Here is a 21,710-nt window from a genome sequence, read left to right as displayed (position 1 = left end):
AGGGCCTTGAGATGCCGAAGGATGTGCTCTATCCAACCCCTGATCAGATCAAAAGGATAAGAGATTACTGCGAAAAATGGGTGGAGGCTCAAGCGGTCGTGCGGCGCCGCATGGACGCCTACGAGGAGGACTACGCCGCTTTCGAGAAGAAAAAGGCGGAGAAGGGGAATCCCACCCTCCTCGATGACGACCCGGCCGGAAGGACGTGGTTTGAAAAGACCTGCGATAAACTCAACGGTAATTTCCGACTCGATAAAGGCTACGCCCTCATCGTAGATGGCCCGGATAAGGTTCGATGTTGGGCACCGAACGACATCGCCGCGGTGACGGACCTGCACGTCACGACGATAACGCGCCGCCTGAACGCGATCGGGAAGGCCTCCTCGGCGGACTGGCGGGAGCGTCTGAAGGCCTGTACGCACGAAACGGAGAGGCATCCTGCCTATTACGATGGCATCTTCGACGTCTTGATGGATTGGAAGGCCGAGGACTACCTGAAGAAAACGATCCTCGACCCGCACCATTACAAGGGGGAGAAACTCTCCAAGGAGGATGAATATCAGATCCGTAGCTTCTGGCAGGAGGCAATGGACGAGGCCAGGAGAGCGTACGACGACAGGAAAGCCGAGGAGCCGAAGGTGAGCCCGGAGCAGGAGGAAGAGCTGCTGCGCTTCGTCATGGACGTTTCGGACGAAGATGAGCCGGGGTGGTCGTTCCGGCTCCCATGGGACAGGCCGTCTCATCACGGGAACGTTCCGGACGAGGGGCAGACGAGGGGAACGGCACTCGGAGGATTCAAGGACACCTTCACGGAGCTTTTGCGCAGCATGTCGCACTGGAAGGGGAACCTGAGCGCCGCCGCCCTCCTGTCGATCTACTCGGAACTGTCCCTCATCTTGAGCAGCCTCTACGCCTGGTTCCCCCTGATCGCTCTTTTGGTCCTCGCGACGTGCTTCCTGTGCCTGCGGTACAGGGTTCCGCCGCGGTCCTTCTGGGGCGCCACGGGGTCCACCGCGATCCTGTTCCTGGGGCTGTGGATTCTCTGCTTCGTGGGGCGCGGCTTTTCCGCGGAGAACCCCAGCCCTCTGATGCGCATCCCCCTGATGAAGGACCTTCAGCAGGGCATCGCCCGTCTGGAGGGCATCGAGGCGAGGCGGACCGCCGAGACACAGGCGATGTTGGAGGAAGCGCTGCAGGTCACCCACGCCTTCCTGCGGGAACGGCGCAGGACCGACACGCCCGTGTCGGAGGCGGAGTACCAGCAGATGCTGCACAAGACCGAGGCGCGGGAGACCCCGGAATCCCTCCGGCCTCTCCGCTCCGAGCTGCGCGTCAACGAGGCCCGAATCTACCTCCACTGGGCCTTCGACGATTACCGGTCGGGCCTCACCAAGCTCCAGGCGGCGGAACAGCTTCTGCTCCAGACCAGGGAGGAACTGACGCTGGCCGGACGAGGACACGACGTCCTTCGGGGAAGGACCGCCCTCGCACTGTCCGAGGTCCTCTACGCCGGCATGGAGCGCGGCCTGTGGGGCGAGCGCGCGGACGAGGCCATCCGCGCAGCCGACGAGGCGGCGTCGCTCCTGCGGGACCGGGAGCCACGGGAGGCGATCGCGGCTCAGGAGGCCCGTTCCCACCTTCTCTACTTCCGCGGGGGACAGTCCATCGACCCGAACTCGGCGGACCTTCGTCAGGCCGAGGAGGCCGCGCGGGAGGGCCTTGCCCTCTCCGCGCGGAACGAGGGCTTTCTGCACGCCGAACTCGCCTTGGCGCTGGGGCTTGCCCTGTCGGCCCAGGAGAACGCCAGAGAGGCCGTTCAAGCCTTCACGGACGGCCTTCGGCACACGGACATGCAGCTCCAGCCCAACCTCTACGTCGCGCTCTCCGCGGCCCTGGCGGAGGCCAATGCGGCGCTCTATCTCTACACGAAGGACCCCGCCCCGCGCAGGGACGCCGAGATGGCGCTGTCGGCGGCCTTCGGCGTCATGAACCGCTACGCTCACCTGACCTCGGACGCCTTCCTGCACTTCGCGCTGGCGCGGGCCTCCCTCGCCGCGGGGCTGGCGGCACAGAGCGGGGAGGACCTCGATCAGGCGCTTTCGAGCGTGAACCGGGTCCTCGACGTCTGGACGTTCACCCCCTACACGTCGAACCACATCCAGGCGGCCTACACCAAGGCCGCGATCCTGACGGGGATGACCTTCCTGCCCAAAAAGCACGAGGACTTCGACAGGCTGGAGAGGGCGGGAAGCGAGATGGGCTCCGAGGCGGGCGACATGATCCGGAACGCCGCGCGCGACGCCCGCAGGGCGCGCATCCTCATGGACCAGGCCGTCAACCGCGAGGCCCTGCGCAAGGCCGTTCAGACCCTGGAGCAGATCGCCTACTACGACCGCACCAACCCGACCCTCGCGCGGAAGTGCGCCACGGACCTGTTCAACGCCTACCTGGTCCTGGTGGAGGCCCACGCCGCTGCGGGGGCCATGGATAAGCTGTTCGGGCCGGAGGACGACGAGGATCACTGTGCCGCGGCAGAACGGGCCCTCCACCGCGCCCGTGAGCTGGCCGGAGGGCAGGGGACGAAGAAGATCGAGCGCGCGGAGTCGTCCTTGCAAAGACTCCGCCTGTCCTCCAGCGCGGCACAGATGCTGATGCGCCTGTCCGGAAAGACGTCGCAGGACCTCATGGGTCGAACGGCGCGCTGAAGCGACCGCGCGGAGCCTCGTAGGGAATGCCGAAGTCCGCGCAGATCCCCCGCGTAAAGAGCAGGTGAACGACCGGAACGCCGCGCGCGAGGTATTCATAGATCAGTCCTCGTTCCTCATTTTGGGGGATGGAGGCCGGCTTCCTCAGGAGCCCGTGTCCGAGGCTCAGGACCTTCATTTCCCCCGCGCCCTCCGCCCCAAGGCTCGTGGCGGGGCCGCCGCAACTGACAAAACACCGGACGCCGGGGGGCGCGTCGAAGATGTCGAGTCGCCGCCGAATGGCGCCCGACAGGGAGGGTTCCTCGATGCTGGGTTCGCTCCGCGAATCCAGCAGGGACCGCACTGTCGGCCAGGGGTCCTCCAGGAGCGTCTCCGCCAGCCGATCCCCTGCCCCGCCCGGTGAGACCGCCGCAAGCCGCGTCCGCAGAAGCCCCCGTCGGTTCAAGAGGTCCAACATGACGGGGAATGTAAACCCCGGGGTCGTCCCGCCGTACATGGAGGACCCATAGGACAGAACCATCCGCACCTTGAGCCCCATGACCTCCGCGGCGCAGAGAACGGCAAGGGAATAGCCGGGGAATGAGCCGCTGGCGTTGACGGCGATCCAGTCCCCCGATACCGTTCCGGCTCGCCGCAGGTACGCCTCCACCGCGTCCGCCATCTCAGGTCGCGCGGACGCGCGCTTGTCCGCCAGGTCTCCCAGGGTGGTCGTCAGCGGGGAGAACTCCACGCCGATCAGACCGCTTCCGTCGGGGTCCGTCTCCGGGTCGAACAGCCCCAGCCGAGTCCTCTCCACTCGAAGGACGTCCTCGCACCGCCGCATGAGCTCTGCGGCCTGCCGTGCGGCGGCCGGTGAAGGGAGCGGCCCCAACAGCATCGCGCAGAGCAACGCCACCAAAGCCTTTCTCAGGGAACCGCCCCCACTTCGCCCGAAAAGGGCGGAGCGGCCCGAAGGCCGCTCCGCAAGACGTTGAACGACGTTCATGACGCCCCCGTCTACTTCTTGGGGGCCTCCTTGGAGGATCGGCGCAGGGTATCGAAGCCCACCGTCTTGTTCCACCACTCAGGATACGGCGTTGCCTTGACGTCCGTGTAGCCCAGAGCGTACTTGGAGAGCAGGCGATCTCCCAAGGACTGCCAGCGGTCGTGCCAATCCGTGGCGTGGCTGTAGGCGAAGTCCGTGATCAGGTCGATGGCGTCGTCCCGCTTGCCGTCCTTGATCAACTGCGCTGCGGCGTTCTGGATCAGCGGGGCCTGGAGGTAGAGGGGCTTCAGCTTGGCGTCGCGGGCCTTGTGGATCTCCTCGCGGGCATCCTGGTAGCGCAGGCCCGCGATCTCCTGCACGCGGGTGCAGGTCCACCAGCCGGACTTCGGGTCGTAGGGATGGAAGCGGTCGCCGATGGAGTAAAGCGGGGGCAGCGCCCTCATGATCGGCCACAGCGGCGTGATGTAGGTCGTGTCCGGCGCGCCATAGCCATACCAGCTGATGCCGCGGACCTCCTCGGGAAGGTCCCCGCGAACCTGCGCAATGTGTACGTAGCAGGTGCGCATCATGTTGATGGAACGCTCCCAGGAAGCGTCGGGGTTCTCCTTGCTGGAGTTGGCGAAGCGGATGGGGTTCCCCCACGGGCCGGCCTGGATGCCCTGGCTCAGGTCGAAGGACGTCCCCGCGTACCAGTCGCCCTTGATCGTGAAGAGGTCCTGGACGGTGAGCTTGCGGTCCGGCTTGATGGACATCGGATAATCGTACTCGTCCGGTCCCATCTTGAAGCTCTCCGGCGCCAACAGGGACAGCACGCGCCACTCGCGGCGCGTCGAGTAGAGCTCCGTCGAGGGCGAGTAGACATCGGCCGGGCTGAAGTCCTTCTCGTTCACGTCCTTGGCCTCGATGAAGCCGTTCTTCACGGCGAAGTCCACCAGGTCCGGGCAGTGCATCACGTTTTCCTTGTCCGTCAAGTCAAGGTGACGCAGGCGGGCGCGGTTGGCCGCCACGAACACCTCGTCGTCCGGCACGCGCCACGCGGCCCAGATCTTGTTGCCGTAGAACTCGATGACCCACGTCTCGTTCCCGTCCGTCAGGGGCATGGTCTCGCCGGCGTCGTACCAGCCGTACTTCTCGACCAGGTCGCCCATGATCTTGACGGCCTCGCGGGCGGAGGCGGCCCGCTCCAGCATGACGTCCTGAATGAGCCAGGCGTCGAGGGAACCGGCAGCGTCCTTCTCCATGATCTGCTGGACCTTTTCGCTGCGCGCATCGGTCACCTGCACGCCGTTGGTGGCCTCGGCGATGGCCACCCCCTTCTCGTTCATGAAGGAGTAGCGGGAGAAGAAGTAGCGGTACGTGTGCGGGACCTGCGGAATCTCGTCCAGCTGCTGCGCGTCCCCCTCATAGCCATGTGCGTCCTTGATCAGCGGGCGCATGGAGCCCTCCGGCCAGTCAGCCTCAGGCACGATGAAAAGACGGGAGTTCGCGGTACGCGAGTCGTCGTTGTGCGTGATCATGGCGCTGCCGTCCACCGTCGCGTTCTTGCCCGCCGCGATCACCGTGCAGGCAAACGCCGCACCCGACAAGAGCCCCAAGAGCAAAAGAGCGGAAAAAAAGACCTTCAGTGCCCGGAACTTTCCTCGATACATGGTTCTCCTCCTCCATAGATAAAAACGAATCTCACCAAAAAGCATCCCTCAACACATACTGCACGGCCACAGGGCCAAAAATCGCCGGTTCGTCCCTAATTCCAGAAGACCTTCGAGGGGTCCGACTTGGAGGGGTCGTGATAAAAGGCCCCCAGCCCCTTCTCCTTGACGTCCGTATAGGTCGGGAAGGAGAGGCGGAGCTCCTTCTCCGGGTCCCCCGCAAAGTCGTTCATCTGACGGATCATGGCGAGCGTTCCGGAGAGGTGGCGGCCGACGCGGTCCCACATGGGGCAGCCCACGGCGATGTCGTAGGCACAGAACAGGAGCTCGTGCTCCGCCGCGGTCTGCAGGAACTCGTCCTTGCCCGTCATCATGAGGTCCTCCGTGATCTTTCCGGCCACGCGGTCGATAAAGGGTTCGGGCGTCTCCATCAGGATGACCAGCGCATCGCTGAAATCTCCCACCTCGCGGTGCGTCAGGCCTCGAAGGCTCTTGGGCGACGCCTCACACTTCATGGGGAACTCGGTGTCGGTCAACTCCATCGCTGCCATCATCGCCATGTCCTGCGCCCTGTCGTGGGCCACGTAGGTCGCCACGACGGGGTACATCAGGGACGCCTCGTGGGAGTCCACGAAAAGCGTGATGTTCTCCTTGCGCGTCAGCTCCATGATGGCGAAGGCAAGCTGTTCCGTGAGGTTCCCGTCCGGGCGGCCCGGAAAGGTCCGGTTCAGGTTGCGGGAGTCCGTGTAGTCCAGGTTCTGACCCGACGGGTAGTGGACGTAGGTGAACGGGTCCGGCCACTGGTCCAGAGGGGAGCTGTTGCGGTCCCCGATGCGGTAGGGCTTGGGGCCGAAGGGCGTCTCCACGTGGAGAAACTTCGGGTAAGCGTTGCCCAGCATCCCCACCGTGGACGCACTGCGGTTCGCGTGGGGACAGACGAAGACCCTCCCCTTCTCCACGTTGAGGTTCTCCATGATCAGGTAGGCGGAGAGGGACGTGGCCGGCTCATAGGGATGGGTTCCCCCCAAGTAGAGCATCGACCCGCCCGGGACGCCGGAGTCGAAGAGGTAGACGGGCGTGTCCATCTCCGTCCCCTTGATGGGGGGGAAGTAATCGCTCAGCATAAAGGTCCGCGTAAAGGAGTCGGAGACCACGACGGACTCCTTCATCTCGCGGAGCTCGACGAACTCCCGCCCTCCCAGCCAGGCCAGCCCCAGCGCGCAGCAGAGCAGGATCAGCTGGCGCAGCTTTGCGCCGCTCTCGTAACTCATCATGTCCGCACCTCTGCTACTTGATGTGCAGCGCACGCAGCAGGAAGGGGATGAGCGTGTAAGCGTAGACGATGTCGTACACGATGCTCCTGCGCGTCTTGCGGGCAAACAGGCCGCGAAGCAACAGGAGGGCGACACCCCCCGCCATGATGAAGTAGAACTGGTGGATCACCTCGTTGGAAAGGCGCAGAAAGTCTTCCATTAAAAAACCTCCTTGGTCTAGTTGAAGATCAGCCATTTGAAGTCGTTTGCGTAGATCAGCATCCCTACCGCAACGAGCCCCATGAAGATGGCCGGAACCAGGATCGAGCGCAGGAAGGAGAGGTAAGAGCCCTTGTACCCCGAGACCTCGATGGCCACGCGCCCCGATATCCTGGAGGGAGGCAGGCAGTCCCCCAGCGGGAAGATGAGGCTGAGAGCCGTCGCGACGATCGTGACGTTGACTCCGATGGAGTTGAAGAGGAAGATGAGGGGCGTCCCCAGGATGATGCCGCTGCTGTAGCTCAGGGCACCCTGGGCAAAGGGCAGGACGAACGGGGCGAAGGCGTAAATCAGCCTCACGGGAAGCGTGACGAACGTGATCGCGATCAGGCCGCGCACCCCCGTCGCCGCCATGATGTTGACGAGGACTCCCACGCTGATGACCGTAGCCAGCAGGGGGAACACCTGCTCCGACGTCTCGGAGAGGACTCCGTACCACCCTGAAAGGCCCAGTTTCCTGGGGGACAGGAGCATCGCAACAGCCGTGCTGATGATGAAAATCAACGGGATCCCAAGGATCGGGATGTAGAACGCCGCGTACTTTGAGAGGACCAGGAGCAGGATCAGCACGACAAGGGGCGTCGCGATGCGGAAGGCCGTCATCCCCTCGGGAGGCACCGGCAGGGAGGCCAAGACCTCGTCCTTGGGCTTCGGCTCACCGCCCCGCAGCAGGTAGAACACCGTGAAGACCGTGATGACGGCGATCGGAGCCAGAAGGGGCACGTCAAAACCCACGTAGGGCATGTTGGCCTGTGCGCACATCAACATGACCCACAGGTTGATGGGCGGCGCCACGGCCGCCAGCATCGAGGTGACGTAGATGAAGGCCACAATCCTCGTCTCGCGAATCCCCATAAAGCGCAGCACCGTGGCCACCATGCCGCCGACCACGAACATCGAAACGCTGCCCGCCCCCGTGAGGGCGCCGGGGATCAGCATGATGATGGCCAGGAGGAAGAAAAGCACCCACTTGTGCTCGTAGAAGCGGCCCACCATCCGGCGGACCAGCGCATCCATGGCGCCCGTGGCGGAGTAGAAGTTGATGAAGATCGAGGCCGTGAGGAAGGTAAAGGCCACGTCGAAATACGTGAACGTCCCCTCTACGAAGAGGCGCACCGGGAACCCCAGCTTGCCGACGAGAGCCCCCACAACGGCCGTGACCACCATGGAGAGCTCAGGGGACTTGAGCTTCCAGCTCGCCAGGGCGAAGGTCACGACCATCGCGGCGAGGACCTGCGACGTTTCCGCGTACATGGCAACCCCCTCAGGCTATTTGCCGTACATCGCCTTCGCGAAGGCGTTGAGCTCCATGGCGCTCTTCAGGTAGGTGATCGGAACGTTGTGCTCCTCGGCGAACTTCGTGAACTTGCCGTCCTCGTCCCCCTCACGGTTGACGACGATGTGGCTCGCAAAGGGAAGGATCGCGTCAATGGAGCGCTCGTCCGCGCTGCCCGGCTTCCCGCGGCGCGCCTTGCCCTCGATATGGGCCGCGATGACCTGCAGGTTCAGCTCCTTCGCCTTGGCCATCAGTGCGTTCAGGCGCTCGATCTCCTGATCGATGGTGATGCCCGAAGCGCCAAGGCCCTTGGCCGATGAGCCGATCACCACGAGGACGGTCTTGTAGCCGCCGCTCTCGAGATCCTCAGGCTTGGGCTCCGCGTTGTAGGTCAGGTCGTTCACGACGCCCGCCCGGGTTACGAGAAGCCGCCCCATCTTGCCGCCGGGCCCCTGTCCCGCGTTGGTGATCAGGAGGGGCTCCTGCCCCTGCGGCGGCTCCGCCCCTTCCAGCTCGGCATACGCCAATCCAGCCGTGACCAGCAACAAGAGAACTGCAAGCAGACCGATTCTCTTCATTTCTAAAGAAAACCTCCTTAAAAAAGATATTTGAGATTACCTCCCATCGCTGCGACGAGAGGACGCTTCATCCGGACCTCCTGCATCGCCCGTCAGGCCCATTCCGGAATTCAACGCACAAAAGCAAGAAAGAATTAAAGGACACCCTTTTATGGCTGATCTTACCATAAGTTATTATAAGGGATTCGTCGGATAAAACGGCTTTCCGATGGAAAAATATATTTTCCAAATAGACACGCCAGCGCCAGGTGCCCCACGGCAAAGCCGCCAGGGCTTTCCTTTTTTCGCGTGGTGCGCTAAACTTCCTGCATGAATACGACAATACGCCCCTCCTGCGACGATCCGCGGAAGTCGCGGGAGCTGTCGTTTGAATTTTTGACGAACTGGAGGCCTTCTGCAATGGCAAAGCAGGATCGCATTTACCTTTCCCCGCCCCACATGAGCGGGGACGAGGCCGTCCGGGTGAGCGAGGCCTTCGCCTCCAACTGGATCGCCCCGCTGGGCCCTCACGTCGAGGCCTTCGAGAGGGAGGTCGCGGAGCGCGTCGGAGTGCGCGCCGCTCTGGCCACCTCGTCGGGGACGGCCGCCCTGCACCTGGCCGGAGCGCTCCTGGGCATCGGCCGGGGAGACCTCGTGCTGTGCGCCTCCTTCACCTTCGCCGCCTCCGTCGCCCCCGCCTTCCACGCCGGCGCGGAGCTCGCCTTCGTCGACTCGGAGCCCGGCTCGTGGAACATGAGCCCCGGTGCGCTGGAGCGGGCCCTGGCCGACTGCGAAAAAAGGGGGAAGCTGCCGAAGGCCATCATCCTGGTGGACCTCTACGGCCAGAGCTGCGACATGGACCCGCTGCTGGCGCTCGCCGCACGCTATGGCGTCCCCGTGATCGAGGACGCCGCCGAGGCGCTGGGGTCGGAGTACAGGGGACGGCCCAACGGCTCCTTCGGGGCCTTCGCGGCGCTCTCCTTCAACGGAAACAAGATCATCACGACGTCCGGAGGCGGAATGCTGCTCTCCAACGACGAGGAGGCCGTCGCCCGCGCGCGCTTTCTCGCGACGCAGGCGCGCGACCCCGCGCCCTGGTACCAGCACTCCACGCTGGGCTGGAACTATCGCCTCAGCAACGTGCTGGCCGGCATCGGCCGCGGGCAACTGGCGCACCTGGAGGAACGGATCGCGGCCAGGCGCCGGATATTCGATCGCTACGTCGAGGCGCTGGGGGAGGTCCAAGGTCTCTCCTTCATGCCGGAGCCGTCCTGGAGCTGCAGCAACCGCTGGCTCTCCGCCGTCGTCCTGACGGACCCGATCAAGTCCTCTCCGCTCTCCGTGCTGGAGCGCCTGGAGTCCTGCAACATCGAGGGGCGGCCCCTCTGGAAGCCCATGCACCTTCAGCCCGTCTTCAAGGGAGCGGACTACTGGCCCCACGAGCCGGGCCGCGATGTTTCGGGGGACCTGTTCGGGCGCGGCCTGTGCCTGCCCTCCGGCACGGCCATGACGGAGCAGCAGCAGGACCGCGTCATTGCCGCCGTCCGGGAGGCCGTCGACGCGCCGAAGGTCATCGCCGTCTAGCTCGATGTTCAAGCGCCTTTTCGACGTCGCAGGGGCCGCGCTGGGGCTCCTCCTCCTCTCCCCCGTCATGCTGACCGTCGCGGCCTGCGTGCGGCGGCGCATGGGGTCCCCCGCCGTCTTCGTGCAGACGCGAGCCGGGCGCGGAGGCAAGCCCTTCGCCCTCTACAAGTTCCGCTCCATGACGGACGAGCGCGACCCCGAAGGGAACCTCCTGCCGGACGCGGAGCGCCTGACGCCCCTGGGGCGGTTCCTGCGCCGCACGAGCCTGGACGAGTTGCCTCAGCTCTGGAACGTCCTGCGGGGCGACATGAGCCTCGTGGGGCCTCGCCCGCTCCTGACGCAGTACGTGCCGCTCTACGACGCCCGGCAGCGGAAGCGCCTCGACGTCAGGCCGGGCATCACGGGCTGGGCACAGGTCAACGGGCGCAACGCGCTCTCATGGCCCGCGAAGTTCGAGTTGGACGTCTGGTACGTGGAGCACCGCTCGACGAGGCTGGACCTGAAGATCATCCTGCTGACTATAAAGAAGGTGCTGGCGCGCGAGGGCATCTCCGCACCGGGCGAGGACACCATGCCGCCGTTTGAGGGAAACGGCCCTGAGTCCGGGGACAGCACGCCGAACAAAGGAGCATGAGAAAATGAACTCTTTGAAGGAATCGCGGGGCCCCCTGGAGGCCGCTCCATGAGGACGTGCGTCCTGCACGGCGCGAGGATCGGCGGCGTCGCCGCCTGCGTGCCCAGGGACAGGGTGGACAACGGGACTGCGGGCGAGGAGCTCTTTGGCTCCCGCCTCGCCGACACCATCAGGGTAACCGGCATACGGGAGCGCCGCATCGCACCCCAAGGCGTTACGTCCCTGGACCTCTCCGTCGCGGCGGGGAAACGGCTCCTCGACGCAGCGGCCATGGACCCTGCGACAGTGGGCGGCGTGGTCTTCGTCACGCAGACGCCGGATCACGATATGCCCAACAACTCGTCGCGCGCGGCGCACCTCCTGGGCTTGTCGAAGGACTGTTCCGCGGTGGACACGAACTTCGGCTGTTCGGGGTACGTCTACGGGCTGTGGCTGGCAGGCCTCATGGCACGCTCCCTCGCCGCCCCGGTGCTTCTGCTGGACGGGGAAACGCAGTCGCGCTGCACCTCGCCCAGGGACCGTTCAACGGCCCTGATCTTCGGCGACGCAGGCTCCGCGACGCTCGTCCTGCCCGACGAGGAGGTCGCCCCCTGGCACTTCGGCTTCCTGACGGACGGCTCAAAACACGAGGTCCTCATCATCCCTGAGGGGCGCTCCCGGCAGCCCTTCAACGAACAGTCCCTGGAGTACCGCGAGTGGCCGGACGGCGGCGTCCGACGCCCCATCGACATCCGTATGGACGGCATGGCCGTGTTCGACTTCGTGGTACGGAACGTCCCCGGATGCCTCAAGGCCCTGCTGTCCGGCGCGGGCTGCTCCGCCTCGGAGGTTGACCTGCTGCTCCTGCACCAGGCCAACCTGTTCATGATCCAGCAGACGGCCAAACTGCTCAACGTCCCGCTGGATAGGATGCCCGTGAGCCTCGACCGTTACGGCAACTCAAGCTCCGCCACCATCCCCGTGACGATATGCTCCGAGGCGGCGCAGCAGGTGGCGGGCCGGACGAACCACGCCCTGCTGGCCGGCTTCGGGGCCGGGCTCTCCATCGCAGCGGCGCTGATCGACCTGGGGCCCTGCGTCTGCCCCCCTCTCATCGAATACGACGAGGACGCGATGGCATAACGCAGGATGTCCTTGATTATTTCTTGATTATTTTCTATTTGGAGGTTCTTTTAGAATGACGAACGAGGAAAAGCTGGCGCTCCTGATCGAGACCATCGAGGCCGACCCGAAGGACGTGAAGCCCGACACCCTGCTGGAGACGCTGGACTGCTGGGACTCCCTCAGCAAGCTCTCCGTGCTGGCGATGTTCACCGCGCGCTTTAATCGCGACGTCGGCGTTGACGCCATCCGGGGCTTCAAGACGGTGGACGATATCCTGAAGGAAATGCACGAGTAGATGAGCGCCCTTCAGAACTCCCAGCCCGGAATCGAGGCCATCGAGTACTGGCTCCCGGACCAGGTCGTCACCAACGAGGACCTGGCGCGGGAATTTTGCGATTGGGACCCGCAAAAGGCCTGGCGGGCAACCGGCATTCGAGAGAGGCGCGTGGGGCCGGAACCCGCTTCGGACATGGCCGTGCAGGCCGCAGAAAAGCTCTTTTCGCTTCACGCCGTGGACCGAAGTTCCATCGACTTCCTCCTGCTGGTCACTCAAAGCCGGGACTATCCCATGCCGGCCACCGCCTGCATCGTGCAGGACAAGCTGGGCCTCCCGACGTCCTGCGGGGCCCTGGACCTCACGCTGGGCTGTTCGGGCTACGTCTACGGCCTTTTCATGGCCAAGGCACTGTTGGCCTCGGGCAGTTGCCGCCGCGTCCTCCTGCTCACGGTGGAAAAGATATCGCACCTGCACCCGGCCGACAGGAGCACGCGCGTCCTCCTCGGCGAGGGGGCCTCCGCAACGCTGCTCTCCATATCGGACCCTATCGCCTCCATCGGGAACTTCGACCTCGGGACGGACGGGAGTGGATACGCCAACCTCATCGTCCCCGCCGGAGGCACCGCCCTTCCCCACTCCCCGGAGACGGCGCGCTCCGTTGTGGACTCGGCGGGAAACGTCCGCAGTCAGGACACTCTCTTTATGGACGGCATGGAGATCTTCAGCTTCTCCGTGAGGGAAGCGCCGAAGACCTTCAGGGCTGCGCTGGAGAAGAACGGAATGACCAAGGAGGACGTCGCCCTGTTCGTCTTTCATCAGGCGAACCGAATGATCCTGGAGACGCTGCGGACCAAACTGGACATCGACCCAAGCCGCTTCTGCATCGACCTCGAGCGCGTGGGCAACACCTCGTCCTGCTCCATCCCCATCGCCCTGCGGGACCGCATGGACGCACTAAAGCCCGGAGACAACGTCCTGTTGTGCGGCTTCGGCATCGGCTACTCCTGGGGGAGCACCGTCTTGAAATGGAGGCGTTCTCATGACTGACCCCTTCGCCCTGGAAGGGCGTCTCATCCTGGTGACCGGTGCGTCCTCCGGCATCGGGCGCTGCATCGCGATACGGGCCGCCCAGCGGAGGGCAAAACTCATCCTGACCGGCCGCGACGAGGCGCGGCTCGCGGAAACCGCGAGCCAGCTCGACGGCACGGGACATCGGTGGATCCCGCTCGACCTGGGCCGGCGGGAGGACCTTGAGCCGGCCATCGCCGAGGCCCTCGGCAACACGCCCCCTCTGTCGGGCTTTGTGCACAGCGCCGGCGTTGCGCCGACGGTCCTGCTCCGCGACCTGAGCCCCGAAGCCGCGGAGGAGATGATGCGCGTCAACTGGCTGTCCTTCATGGCTCTGGCCAAGGCGATCTGTCGCCGCGGGCACTACGCTCCCGGAATGAGCGTCGTCGCCGTGGCCTCCATCTCCGCGACGGCAGGACAGACGGGGCTCAGCGCCTACTGCGCCACGAAGGGCGCCCTCATTGCCGCCGTCCGATCGTTGGCCGCGGAGTACGCCCCGCGGGGAATCCGATTCAACTGCGTATCCCCTGCCCCCGTGGACACCCCCATGCAGCGCGCCACCCGCGAACGGCTGGGCGACACCTGGTATCAAAAGGAGGTGTTGGACAGGGCAAAGCTCGGCACGCTGGCCCCTGAGGACGTGGCGGACCCCATCCTCTTCCTCCTGTCCGACGCCAGCCGCCGCATCACGGGCGTCAACCTGACGATAGATGGCGGCTGGTCCTTCGCCTGACGCCGCAGGCTTCGCACCTCGAATGGTCCACCCCCTCCAAATTGGTGGCCGCGTGATAAAATAGAGCCGGGTCGAGGCCCGCAGTGCGACGCCGTTCGTGTGGCTCGCAGGCCGGCCTCGAGGGGGGGGCCGTGCGCCGCCCTGACCGGCGTTGAAGGCGCGTTTTAACGTTGACGTTATGGAAGGAGTGAGCGCAAGATGATCCTGAGTGAAAAGGGCTGGGCGTTTGTGGCGGGGCTCGCTGCCGGCATCGGAGCCGCCTGCTTTGTCAAGAGCCGGGCCGGCCGCGCTGCGGCCGTGGCCGTCACCGCCAAAGGGATGAAGCTGAAGGAGCAGGTGGCTGGCTTCGCCGAACGCGCGAAGGAGAACCTGGAGGACATCGCCGCCGAGGCCCGCCAGAAGGCAAACGAATAAGGAAGCCTCGACGCAACCGGGCCGCCGGACATCCGGCGGCTTTTTTGATTTTTTCCAGCCTCCGTCTGCAATCCATGGGGCTGCTTCTGGGAGAGGCGGCATCAACGAACAAGGCTGACGGCGTGGCCCGTCAGCCAGCCAAAGGAACGAAGCGTAATGGAATACACCATCGAGCATCAAATCCCGGGGCGCATGCGGCTTCGATGTCCCTCAGGGTCCTTTTCACAATCCGAGGCCTACGCCATTGCGGCGATCCTCGAAACGCAGAGCGGCGTCCTTGAGGCCCGTGCCTCTCACAGGACGGGAAGCCTTTTGATCCGCTACAGCGAGGGGCACCGCGACGAGGTCCTCAAGGCTGTGGACCTCCTGGACCGCTCCTTTTACGGCCAGATCGACGGCGCCGCCCTGGCCCCCGCCCCCAGCGAGAGCATCGGGAAGAGCCTCGCCTCCGTGTTCGTCGGGCTCGCTGTCCGGGCCCTCATGCCGCGGATCATTCGTTCCACGCTGACGATCTTTCGCGCGATGCCCCTCTTGAGAAAGGGCCTTCACAGCATCCTTGCCCGCAGACAGGTCAACGTTTCCGTGCTGGACGCCTCGGCGGTCGGCGTTTCCCTGATGCGCCGCGACTTCCGCACCGCCACCGTCATCACGACGCTCCTGACCCTGGGGGACATGCTGGAGGAGTGGACGCACAAGAGGTCCCAGGAGAGCCTGGGGGACAGCCTGACGCTGAAGGTCGATCAGCTCTGGATCAGACGTGACGGATGCGAGGTCCAGATCCCCATGAAGGAGCTTGCCATCGGGGACTGCGTCGTCGTCCGAACGGGCAGCGTCATCCCGGTGGACGGCGTCGTCGTGGACGGGGACGCCATGGTCGATCAGTCGGCGATGACGGGAGAGTCCACCGCCATCCGGCGCACGCCCGGCCTCTCGGTCTACGCTGGAACGCTCGTCGAGGACGGGGAGCTCGTCGTCCGCGTCACCGCCTTTGACAGCGATACGCGCATCCACAGGATCGCGGCGATGATCGACGAGTCGGAGGGCCTGAAAGCGGAGGTCCAGAGCCGGGCCGAGAGGATGGCGGACGCCATCGTCCCCTGGAGCTTCCTCCTGGCGGGCGGCATCTACCTCCTGACGGGAAACGCCGTGCGGGCCGTTTCGGCGCTGCTCGTGGACTACTCCTGCGCCATCAAGCTCGCGACGCCGCTCGCGATCCTGGCGGCCATGCGCGAGGGCCTGAAGAGCGGCGTCCTGATCAAGGGCGGGCGATTCCTCGAGGCGATCGCCTCCGCCGAAACGTTCGTCTTCGACAAGACGGGGACCCTGACGGTTTCCACCCCCTCCGTAGTGGAGGTGGTCCCCTTTGAGGGCTACGACCGCGACGAGGTCCTGCGGACCGCGGCCTGTCTGGAAGAGCACTTCCCTCACTCCCTGGCGCGAGCCGTCGTGAGGCAGGCGGAACTCGAGGCGCTGTCACACAAGGAGAAGCACTCCACGATAGAGTACATCGCGGCCCACGGCATCGTGTCCCACATCGGCACGGACAGGGTCCTGTTGGGGAGTGCCCACTTCGTGTTCGAGGACATGGGCCTCACCCCCTCGCCTGAGCAGCAGGCAATCATCGAACGAAAGCGCGGGGAGCGCTCCATGCTCTACCTGGCGATCGGGGACTGCCTGGCGGGCTTTCTCTGCATCGAGGACCCGCTGAGGCAGGACGCTGCCGAGACGATCCGGCGCCTTCACGACACGGGCGTCAAGCGCGTCGTCATGCTCACCGGGGACAACCCCTACGTCGCGCGGGCCGTCGCCGGAAGGGTGGGGGTGGACGAAACGATGGCCCAGCTCCTGCCGGAGGACAAGACGAGGCTCGTCAAGCGGTGGAAGCAGGAGGGCGGCAGCGTCGTCATGGTGGGCGACGGCATCAACGACTCCCCCGCTCTGGCTGCCGCCGACGTCAGCATCGCCATGCGCAGCGGGGCGGACATCACCCAGGCGGTCGCGGACATCGTCCTGACGGACAACCGCCTGACGGCCATCGCGGACGCCCGCCTCCTGGGGGCAAGGGTCATACAGAAGATCCGGCGCAACTACGCCTTCATCGTCGGCGCCAACACGCTCCTCCTCGCGTTGGGGACGGGCGGCGCCATCACCCCCGGCGCGGCGGCGCTGCTGCACAACCTGGTGACGCTGGGGGCTGGCGCCTTCAGCCTGACGCCTCTTCTGCCCTCCCCCTTGCCAGCCATGGAGGAGGACGCATGATCGAGAGCTTCATCGAGGGGCGCGTTCGCCTGCGCTCCCCCCTGCTGCACGATGAGGAACTGGCTCGCCGCCTGAGCGAGGGGCTTCTCGCCATCGAGGGTGTGCGCCGGGCTCAGGTCAACCGGCACACAAGAGGCCTGCTCCTCGAATACGACAAGGACCGGCTTCCCCTGGAGCGCCTCGCGCCCGCCCTGCCGATCTTCGACCGAATCAACGCCCTCGAGCGCCGTCCCGAGGGCGAACGCCGTGCCGCCCTCGACGCGGCCCTGACGGACCTGCGCCATCTGCTGGGCTGACGTCCCCGACCAACGTAAGTCTGCGCCGCGCCAGCGGCGCTTTTTTCATCCTCATCCTCCCCTGTTGCGCCCAATGCCCTGCCCGGAAGGGGGAAAAGGGGGTAAAATGATGGCGATGCTTTTGAACTATCAACGTTAAGGGTGATTTGCATGCAGGTCATTGCACAAACCATTTTACGGATAGCCTCCGACGTCCTGGGCGCCCCCCTGGCGGAGGGAACGGCCATGGCGGACGTTCCGGAGTGGGACTCGCTGAAGACGCTTCAGATCGTCATGTCCCTGGACGAGGCGGGACTTTCCATCCCGCTGGAGAGGATCGCGGAGGTCAAGGGCGTCCCGGACCTGATCCGCTTCGCGCAGCAGCGCCATGCATGACCTCGTCGTCTACGGCGCCGGAGGCCTTGGGCGTGAGGTTGGAGAGATGGTGCGCCGCATCAACGAACGCCACCGCTTCTGGCACCTCCTGGGCTTCGTCGACGACGGCGGAGCCTCCGGTGACCTGGGCGGCTTTGAATTCCTCGGCGGACTGGAGTTCATCCAGAGGTTCAACGGCCCCCTGGACGTCGTCATCGCCATCGCCCTCCCGACAGCGAAGCGCCGGCTCTACGAAACGCTGAAGCAGGATTGCCCCAACGTGACCTTCCCCAGCGTGATCGACACGGGAGCTCGGCTGTCCTCCCGCGTAAGCCTCGATGAGGGCGTCATCATCTCCCACTTCTGTTCCGTCTCCGTGGAGGTCCGGCTGGGGCGGTGCGTCTTTCTGAACACGGGCACGCACGTCGGCCACGACACCACGATCGGGGACTTCAGCTCCGTCATGCCCAACGTGGACATCTCAGGGAACGTGACCGTCGGGAGCGACGCACTGATCGGGGTGAACTCCGCCATCCTTCAGGGGGTCGCCGTCGGCTCAGGCGCCACCGTCGGCATGGGGGCCATCGTCATGACGCCGGTGCCGGAAGGCTGCACGGTCCTGGGCAACCCGGCACGAAAGTTCTGAGGCAGGCCATGAGACAGACCCACAACGAGCCGCTCATCCTCCTTGCGAACTTCACCGCCGAAAGCCTCGCTATGCGGCTGCGCGGCGAAGGCATTGACGCCCATACCATGCCAGGCTTCGACACGTGGCGCATGGAGCTCCTCTCGGAGGCGTCTCCCATCTGGCAGGAGGCACAAGGCGTGCTCCTCTTGCTCCTGCACGGGCCGGCGATCTTCCCCAACGGGGTCGATGCCGGTTTTGCCGGCGTCTTGGACGACGCTCTGGCCCTCATTCGAGGGGCGCGTGAGGCACATCCGGACCACACGCTGGTCGTCTCCACCCTGGACCTCCCCTCCCCGCCTGCGCTGCCCCTGGCGGCGGCGGACCCGGCGCGGGAGGCGTCCCACCGCTGGCGCTCCGGCCTGGCGGCCATGGACCTTCCCGTGCTGGACCTGGAGTCCCTCGCTGCGGAGGTCGGCAGAGCGAACTTCTACAACGCAAAGACGTGGTACTTCGGGGCCCTGCCCTTCTCGGCGGAGGGCGAAAAACGCCTGGCCCAGGGGGCCGCCCGCGTCCTCCGCGTCCTGAACCGCAGCCGCAAAAAGTGCCTCGTGCTGGACCTGGACGACACGCTGTGGGGCGGCGTCATCAGCGAGGACGGGCTGGAGGGCATCGCGCTGTCCGACCATGGCGTCGGGGCAGTCTACCGCGACGTCCAGAGCCTCGTCAAGGCCCTGTCGGCGCAGGGCGTGCTCCTGGCCGTCAACTCCAAGAACGACCTCGAGGACGCGCTGTTGCCCTTTCGGAAACACCCGCACGCCGTCCTGCAAGAGGAGGACTTCGCCGTCGTCCGTGCCAACTGGCGGCCCAAGCCCGAAAACGTTCGGGACATTGCCGGCGCGCTCAACATCGGCATGGACTCCCTGGTCTTCATCGACGACAACCCGGCGGAACGGGCCGCCGTGCGCGCGGCCTGCCCGGAGGTGGAGGTCCCGGAGTTCCCGCCGGACACCTCCGCCCTGCCCGCCTTCATCCGCGAGGTTGCAGACCGGTTTTTCACCGCTCCGTGCCTGAGCGCCGAGGACACCGGCAAGACCGCGATGTACCGGGCGGAGGCCAGAAGAGCGGAGGCGCGCGCCCACGCCTCGCTGGGGGACTACCTCGCCTCCCTGGAGATGAGGCTCAGCCTGCGCCCCCTGGGCGAGGAGGAAATCCCGCGGGCGGCGCAGCTCTGCGCCAAGACCAACCAGTTCAACCTGACGACGCGCCGCTACTCCGAGGCGGACCTTCGGGCCATGACGCAGGACGAACGCCGCAGGGCCTGGATCGCGGGCCTCAGCGACCGCTACGGGGATTACGGGCGCATCGCCCTCGTCATCGTCGAGTTGGACCGGGGGGGGACCTCCGCCTCCTTCGACACGTTCCTGATGAGCTGCCGCGCCATGGGGCGCGGGGTCGAGTCCGCTCTGCTCGCCTGGGTGGAGGAGCTGCTGGCCGCCGAGGGGGTCACCCGCCTCACGGGGCGCTACCTCCCCACGGCGAAGAACGGCCCAGTGAAGGACTTCTGGCGGGACATGGGGTACGCCCAGGACGGGGACGCCTGGACGCTCAGCGCCCCCTTTCCGGAAAGGAGGTCCTGCCTGTGCCGAAACTCCTGATCGTCACGACAGTGGCTTCAACGCTCAAGGCCTTCCTCCTGCCCTACGCGCGCCACTTTCGCGCCCTGGGGTGGCGGGTGGACGCCTTGGCGCGGGGAGCGTCCTCTGAGCCGGAGTGCCTCGAGGCCTTCGACGCCTGTCACGAGGCCGCCTTCACGCGGAGGCCGTGGCAACTGAAGAACCTCAGGGCCATGAACCGCGCCCTTCGTGACCTCGTGTCGCGCGAGGGGTACGACGTCGTACACGTCCACACGCCGGTGGCGTCCTTCGTCACGCGCATGGCCCTCCGGAAGCTGACGGGCCGAAAGCGCCCCAGGGTCGTCTACACCGCCCACGGATTCCACTTCTTCCGGGGAGGCAATCGCCTGAAGAACCTGATCTACTTTGCGCTGGAGCAGAGGGCCGCCCATTGGACGGACTACCTGATCGTCATCAATCAGGAGGACTATGATGCCGCCTTCACCCATGCCCTGGTACCGCCTAACCGGTTGGCGCTCCTCCCCGGCATCGGCCTCGACCTGGCGCTCTGGAGCCGAACGTCCGTCAACGCAGCCGGCGAAAGCGACGTACGGCAGGAGCTAGGCCTTGCCCCCGCGGACAAGCTCTTCCTCATGGTGGCAGAGTTCAACCCCGGCAAGCGCCACCGGGACGCCCTGGAGGCCCTCGCCATCGCGGGGCGAAAGGACCTGCACCTGGCGTTCGCGGGCCGCGGCCCCCTGGAGGACGCGGTGCGGGAGCGCGCGGCAGCGCTTGGCCTCCTGCCGCAGGTCCACTTCCTGGGACAGCGAAGCGACGTCCCCGCCCTGATGCTGGCCTCCCTGGCCACGGTGCTGCCCTCCGAGCGCGAAGGCTTGAACCGCAGCGTCATGGAGTCCATCGCTCTGGGCGTCCCCGTCCTGGGCGCGGACGCCAGGGGCATACGGGACCTCGTCACGACCCCCTCGCGCGGGGCCCTCTTTCCCGTCGGCAAGCCTGCGGCCCTGGCGGCGGACATGCTGATGATGGCCACCGATCCGCCTGCGGAACGTCCCACCCCGGACCCGCGTTGGGACGTCAAGGAGCTCCTGAGGGCCCATGAGAAGATATACTCTCTCCTTCTGAAAGAACGGGGGTAATCGGGCTGGCTGGTCGTAGTGGACCGGCCAGCCCTCGAACCATCGCTCCCTTCAGGGCGGGCAGAACGGGATGGCCGAACGGCGTAATGGGGGACAAACACATTTCAAGCTAAAGACTACTTTTCCAGACCTAGAGCGCCGACATTCTCATTGTCGGCGCTCCAAAAAGTTTCTTATATTTCAAAGAATATTTGCTTTTATTTTTTGTACGTGACCGTGACCGTATTGCTGATAACATTCCTCCCGATCTCGTAATCCGGATTGTAGGTCGCGAGGTCATGCAAAAGAATGGGCACCAGAACCCACGGTTGGAACACAACTGCAGCACCTCTATACTCGGTGTATATCCGGCAGGACAGGCTTTGAGCTTCGATCAAATCTTCCATCTTGGCACAGGCCTGCATGAGGTCAGACTTGTTGACGACCTCCAGGATAAAACTTTCATGCTTTGCAATCATGGCCTTCAATTGAGCATCATTGGCCTCTCGATAGCGATACCGCGGCTTCTCCATCGGACAGATCCTCCTTGTGATTTCTGCCAGATATTGATCCCTCTCAATCCTTCCGATCGATCTCCGTACCGATCTTATTGCCGAGCAAGCCTCCAATGACACCGCCAATGATTGCTCCAGGGATTGTTCCAGCGATGGCACCAAGAGGCCCCAACGCAATGCCTATCCCTGCACCGAATTTTGCCCCCAGGGCAGCGCCTCCCGCAGTGCCAACTCCGGTTCCAATGACTTCGTTCTTTCTTTCAGCCATTTTGCATCTTCTTCCTTCGTTGAGAAATACAAAAAAGTTTCCATATAGATTTCATACCAATTCGCGTTTAAAGAAGGGCAAGAAAGGCCCCCCTGCAAGGGGGGCTGCCCCGAAGGGGCTGGG

At 65.1% G+C, this 21,710-nt stretch carries 23 protein-coding genes; 14 read left to right on the top strand and 9 right to left on the bottom strand.

The window, feature by feature from the left end; translation table 11 throughout:
* Positions 1–11 precede the first annotated feature (11 nt).
* Positions 12–2,705 carry a hypothetical protein gene (locus ACO41U_RS04000; RefSeq protein ID WP_485941778.1) on the top strand — a complete coding sequence of 898 codons (2,694 nt, stop codon included), beginning with the start codon at positions 12–14 and terminating at the stop codon, positions 2,703–2,705.
* Here ACO41U_RS04000 and pgsW read toward each other — a convergent pair.
* From pgsW to ACO41U_RS03970, 6 genes are all read right to left on the bottom strand, one after another.
* On the bottom strand, positions 2,683–3,582 hold the full coding sequence (gene pgsW, locus ACO41U_RS03995; protein WP_485941805.1) for a poly-gamma-glutamate system protein: 900 nt from the start codon (positions 3,580–3,582) through the stop codon (positions 2,683–2,685). The two genes, ACO41U_RS04000 and pgsW, sit on opposite strands and share 23 nt — an antisense overlap.
* A gap of 119 nt (positions 3,583–3,701) precedes the next feature.
* Positions 3,702–5,339 carry a dipeptidase gene (locus tag ACO41U_RS03990; RefSeq protein ID WP_485941776.1) on the bottom strand — a complete coding sequence of 546 codons (1,638 nt, stop codon included), beginning with the start codon at positions 5,337–5,339 and terminating at the stop codon, positions 3,702–3,704.
* A gap of 95 nt (positions 5,340–5,434) precedes the next feature.
* Positions 5,435–6,613 (bottom strand): M14 family metallopeptidase, encoded by a 1,179-nt coding sequence (locus ACO41U_RS03985; RefSeq protein WP_485941774.1) that lies wholly within the window; start codon positions 6,611–6,613, stop codon positions 5,435–5,437.
* 13 nt (positions 6,614–6,626) lie between these two features.
* Entirely contained in the window at positions 6,627–6,812 is a 186-nt protein-coding gene (locus ACO41U_RS03980; RefSeq protein WP_298777411.1) for a hypothetical protein, read from the bottom strand.
* 17 nt (positions 6,813–6,829) lie between these two features.
* Entirely contained in the window at positions 6,830–8,125 is a 1,296-nt protein-coding gene (locus tag ACO41U_RS03975) for a citrate transporter (RefSeq protein ID WP_485941772.1), read from the bottom strand.
* A gap of 15 nt (positions 8,126–8,140) precedes the next feature.
* Entirely contained in the window at positions 8,141–8,725 is a 585-nt protein-coding gene (locus tag ACO41U_RS03970; RefSeq protein WP_485941770.1) for a DUF6305 family protein, read from the bottom strand.
* Between the two features lie 399 nt (positions 8,726–9,124).
* Between ACO41U_RS03970 and ACO41U_RS03965 the strand changes: the two genes are divergently transcribed.
* From ACO41U_RS03965 to ACO41U_RS03905, 13 genes are all read left to right on the top strand, one after another.
* Positions 9,125–10,288, top strand: coding sequence for a DegT/DnrJ/EryC1/StrS family aminotransferase (locus ACO41U_RS03965; RefSeq protein ID WP_485941768.1), 1,164 nt, complete (start codon positions 9,125–9,127; stop codon positions 10,286–10,288).
* A gap of 4 nt (positions 10,289–10,292) precedes the next feature.
* Entirely contained in the window at positions 10,293–10,922 is a 630-nt protein-coding gene (locus ACO41U_RS03960) for a sugar transferase (RefSeq protein ID WP_485941766.1), read from the top strand.
* A gap of 48 nt (positions 10,923–10,970) precedes the next feature.
* Positions 10,971–12,044 (top strand): 3-oxoacyl-ACP synthase III family protein, encoded by a 1,074-nt coding sequence (locus tag ACO41U_RS03955; protein ID WP_485941764.1) that lies wholly within the window; start codon positions 10,971–10,973, stop codon positions 12,042–12,044.
* 55 nt (positions 12,045–12,099) lie between these two features.
* On the top strand, positions 12,100–12,321 hold the full coding sequence (locus ACO41U_RS03950) for a hypothetical protein (protein WP_485941762.1): 222 nt from the start codon (positions 12,100–12,102) through the stop codon (positions 12,319–12,321).
* Positions 12,322–13,350 (top strand): 3-oxoacyl-ACP synthase III family protein, encoded by a 1,029-nt coding sequence (locus tag ACO41U_RS03945; RefSeq protein ID WP_485941760.1) that lies wholly within the window; start codon positions 12,322–12,324, stop codon positions 13,348–13,350.
* On the top strand, positions 13,343–14,104 hold the full coding sequence (locus ACO41U_RS03940; protein ID WP_485941758.1) for an SDR family NAD(P)-dependent oxidoreductase: 762 nt from the start codon (positions 13,343–13,345) through the stop codon (positions 14,102–14,104). The genes ACO41U_RS03945 and ACO41U_RS03940 overlap by 8 nt, the downstream gene beginning before the upstream one ends.
* Positions 14,105–14,302: 198 nt before the next feature.
* A complete protein-coding gene (locus tag ACO41U_RS03935) occupies positions 14,303–14,518 on the top strand; it encodes a hypothetical protein (RefSeq protein WP_298777435.1) in 216 nt (71 codons plus the stop codon).
* A 156-nt stretch (positions 14,519–14,674) separates the two neighbouring features.
* Entirely contained in the window at positions 14,675–16,777 is a 2,103-nt protein-coding gene (locus tag ACO41U_RS03930) for a heavy metal translocating P-type ATPase (RefSeq protein WP_485941756.1), read from the top strand.
* Positions 16,774–17,073, top strand: a complete 300-nt coding sequence (locus ACO41U_RS03925) for an HMA2 domain-containing protein (protein ID WP_485941754.1) — start codon at positions 16,774–16,776, stop codon at positions 17,071–17,073. Before ACO41U_RS03930 ends, ACO41U_RS03925 begins: the two co-directional genes overlap by 4 nt.
* Before the next feature lie 150 nt (positions 17,074–17,223).
* Positions 17,224–17,448: an acyl carrier protein gene (locus tag ACO41U_RS03920; protein WP_298777440.1), complete on the top strand. Its 225-nt coding sequence runs from the start codon at positions 17,224–17,226 to the stop codon at positions 17,446–17,448.
* Complete coding sequence (locus ACO41U_RS03915; RefSeq protein ID WP_485941751.1) at positions 17,441–18,073, top strand: acetyltransferase; 633 nt, start codon at positions 17,441–17,443, stop codon at positions 18,071–18,073. Before ACO41U_RS03920 ends, ACO41U_RS03915 begins: the two co-directional genes overlap by 8 nt.
* A gap of 8 nt (positions 18,074–18,081) precedes the next feature.
* Positions 18,082–19,710, top strand: coding sequence for an HAD-IIIC family phosphatase (locus tag ACO41U_RS03910; protein WP_485941749.1), 1,629 nt, complete (start codon positions 18,082–18,084; stop codon positions 19,708–19,710).
* Positions 19,695–20,825 carry a glycosyltransferase gene (locus ACO41U_RS03905; protein WP_485941747.1) on the top strand — a complete coding sequence of 377 codons (1,131 nt, stop codon included), beginning with the start codon at positions 19,695–19,697 and terminating at the stop codon, positions 20,823–20,825. The genes ACO41U_RS03910 and ACO41U_RS03905 overlap by 16 nt, the downstream gene beginning before the upstream one ends.
* Before the next feature lie 197 nt (positions 20,826–21,022).
* Here ACO41U_RS03905 and ACO41U_RS03900 read toward each other — a convergent pair whose 3' ends face one another.
* The 3 genes from ACO41U_RS03900 to ACO41U_RS03890 form a co-directional block, all read right to left on the bottom strand.
* The gene (locus tag ACO41U_RS03900) at positions 21,023–21,337 is read right to left on the bottom strand and encodes a hypothetical protein (protein ID WP_485941745.1); all 315 of its coding nucleotides are present in this window, start codon (positions 21,335–21,337) and stop codon (positions 21,023–21,025) included.
* Positions 21,338–21,380: 43 nt separating this feature from the next.
* Positions 21,381–21,587, bottom strand: coding sequence for a hypothetical protein (locus tag ACO41U_RS03895; RefSeq protein WP_485941743.1), 207 nt, complete (start codon positions 21,585–21,587; stop codon positions 21,381–21,383).
* Positions 21,500–21,710: hypothetical protein (locus ACO41U_RS03890; protein WP_485941807.1), on the bottom strand; the 211-nt coding region annotated here is incomplete at its 5' end. The genes ACO41U_RS03895 and ACO41U_RS03890, both read right to left, overlap by 88 nt.

It is taken from the genome of Fretibacterium sp., assembly GCF_057312375.1.
The sequence above is the reverse complement of the archived record's forward strand: the minus strand, read 5'-3'. Positions and strand labels throughout refer to the sequence as shown.

Excerpts from the sequence above, each read along its gene's own strand:
- ACO41U_RS04000 (WP_485941778.1), top strand. The coding sequence starts at position 12 with ATGCCGAAGGATGTGCTCTATCCAACCCCTGATCAGATCAAAAGGATA.
- pgsW (WP_485941805.1), bottom strand. The coding sequence starts at position 3,582 with ATGCTGTTGGGGCCGCTCCCTTCACCGGCCGCCGCACGGCAGGCCGCA.
- ACO41U_RS03990 (WP_485941776.1), bottom strand. The coding sequence starts at position 5,339 with ATGTATCGAGGAAAGTTCCGGGCACTGAAGGTCTTTTTTTCCGCTCTT.
- ACO41U_RS03985 (WP_485941774.1), bottom strand. The coding sequence starts at position 6,613 with ATGATGAGTTACGAGAGCGGCGCAAAGCTGCGCCAGCTGATCCTGCTC.
- ACO41U_RS03980 (WP_298777411.1), bottom strand. The coding sequence starts at position 6,812 with ATGGAAGACTTTCTGCGCCTTTCCAACGAGGTGATCCACCAGTTCTAC.
- ACO41U_RS03975 (WP_485941772.1), bottom strand. The coding sequence starts at position 8,125 with ATGTACGCGGAAACGTCGCAGGTCCTCGCCGCGATGGTCGTGACCTTC.
- ACO41U_RS03970 (WP_485941770.1), bottom strand. The coding sequence starts at position 8,725 with ATGAAGAGAATCGGTCTGCTTGCAGTTCTCTTGTTGCTGGTCACGGCT.
- ACO41U_RS03965 (WP_485941768.1), top strand. The coding sequence starts at position 9,125 with ATGGCAAAGCAGGATCGCATTTACCTTTCCCCGCCCCACATGAGCGGG.
- ACO41U_RS03960 (WP_485941766.1), top strand. The coding sequence starts at position 10,293 with ATGTTCAAGCGCCTTTTCGACGTCGCAGGGGCCGCGCTGGGGCTCCTC.
- ACO41U_RS03955 (WP_485941764.1), top strand. The coding sequence starts at position 10,971 with ATGAGGACGTGCGTCCTGCACGGCGCGAGGATCGGCGGCGTCGCCGCC.
- ACO41U_RS03950 (WP_485941762.1), top strand. The coding sequence starts at position 12,100 with ATGACGAACGAGGAAAAGCTGGCGCTCCTGATCGAGACCATCGAGGCC.
- ACO41U_RS03945 (WP_485941760.1), top strand. The coding sequence starts at position 12,322 with ATGAGCGCCCTTCAGAACTCCCAGCCCGGAATCGAGGCCATCGAGTAC.
- ACO41U_RS03940 (WP_485941758.1), top strand. The coding sequence starts at position 13,343 with ATGACTGACCCCTTCGCCCTGGAAGGGCGTCTCATCCTGGTGACCGGT.
- ACO41U_RS03935 (WP_298777435.1), top strand. The coding sequence starts at position 14,303 with ATGATCCTGAGTGAAAAGGGCTGGGCGTTTGTGGCGGGGCTCGCTGCC.
- ACO41U_RS03930 (WP_485941756.1), top strand. The coding sequence starts at position 14,675 with ATGGAATACACCATCGAGCATCAAATCCCGGGGCGCATGCGGCTTCGA.
- ACO41U_RS03925 (WP_485941754.1), top strand. The coding sequence starts at position 16,774 with ATGATCGAGAGCTTCATCGAGGGGCGCGTTCGCCTGCGCTCCCCCCTG.
- ACO41U_RS03920 (WP_298777440.1), top strand. The coding sequence starts at position 17,224 with ATGCAGGTCATTGCACAAACCATTTTACGGATAGCCTCCGACGTCCTG.
- ACO41U_RS03915 (WP_485941751.1), top strand. The coding sequence starts at position 17,441 with ATGCATGACCTCGTCGTCTACGGCGCCGGAGGCCTTGGGCGTGAGGTT.
- ACO41U_RS03910 (WP_485941749.1), top strand. The coding sequence starts at position 18,082 with ATGAGACAGACCCACAACGAGCCGCTCATCCTCCTTGCGAACTTCACC.
- ACO41U_RS03900 (WP_485941745.1), bottom strand. The coding sequence starts at position 21,337 with ATGGAGAAGCCGCGGTATCGCTATCGAGAGGCCAATGATGCTCAATTG.
- ACO41U_RS03895 (WP_485941743.1), bottom strand. The coding sequence starts at position 21,587 with ATGGCTGAAAGAAAGAACGAAGTCATTGGAACCGGAGTTGGCACTGCG.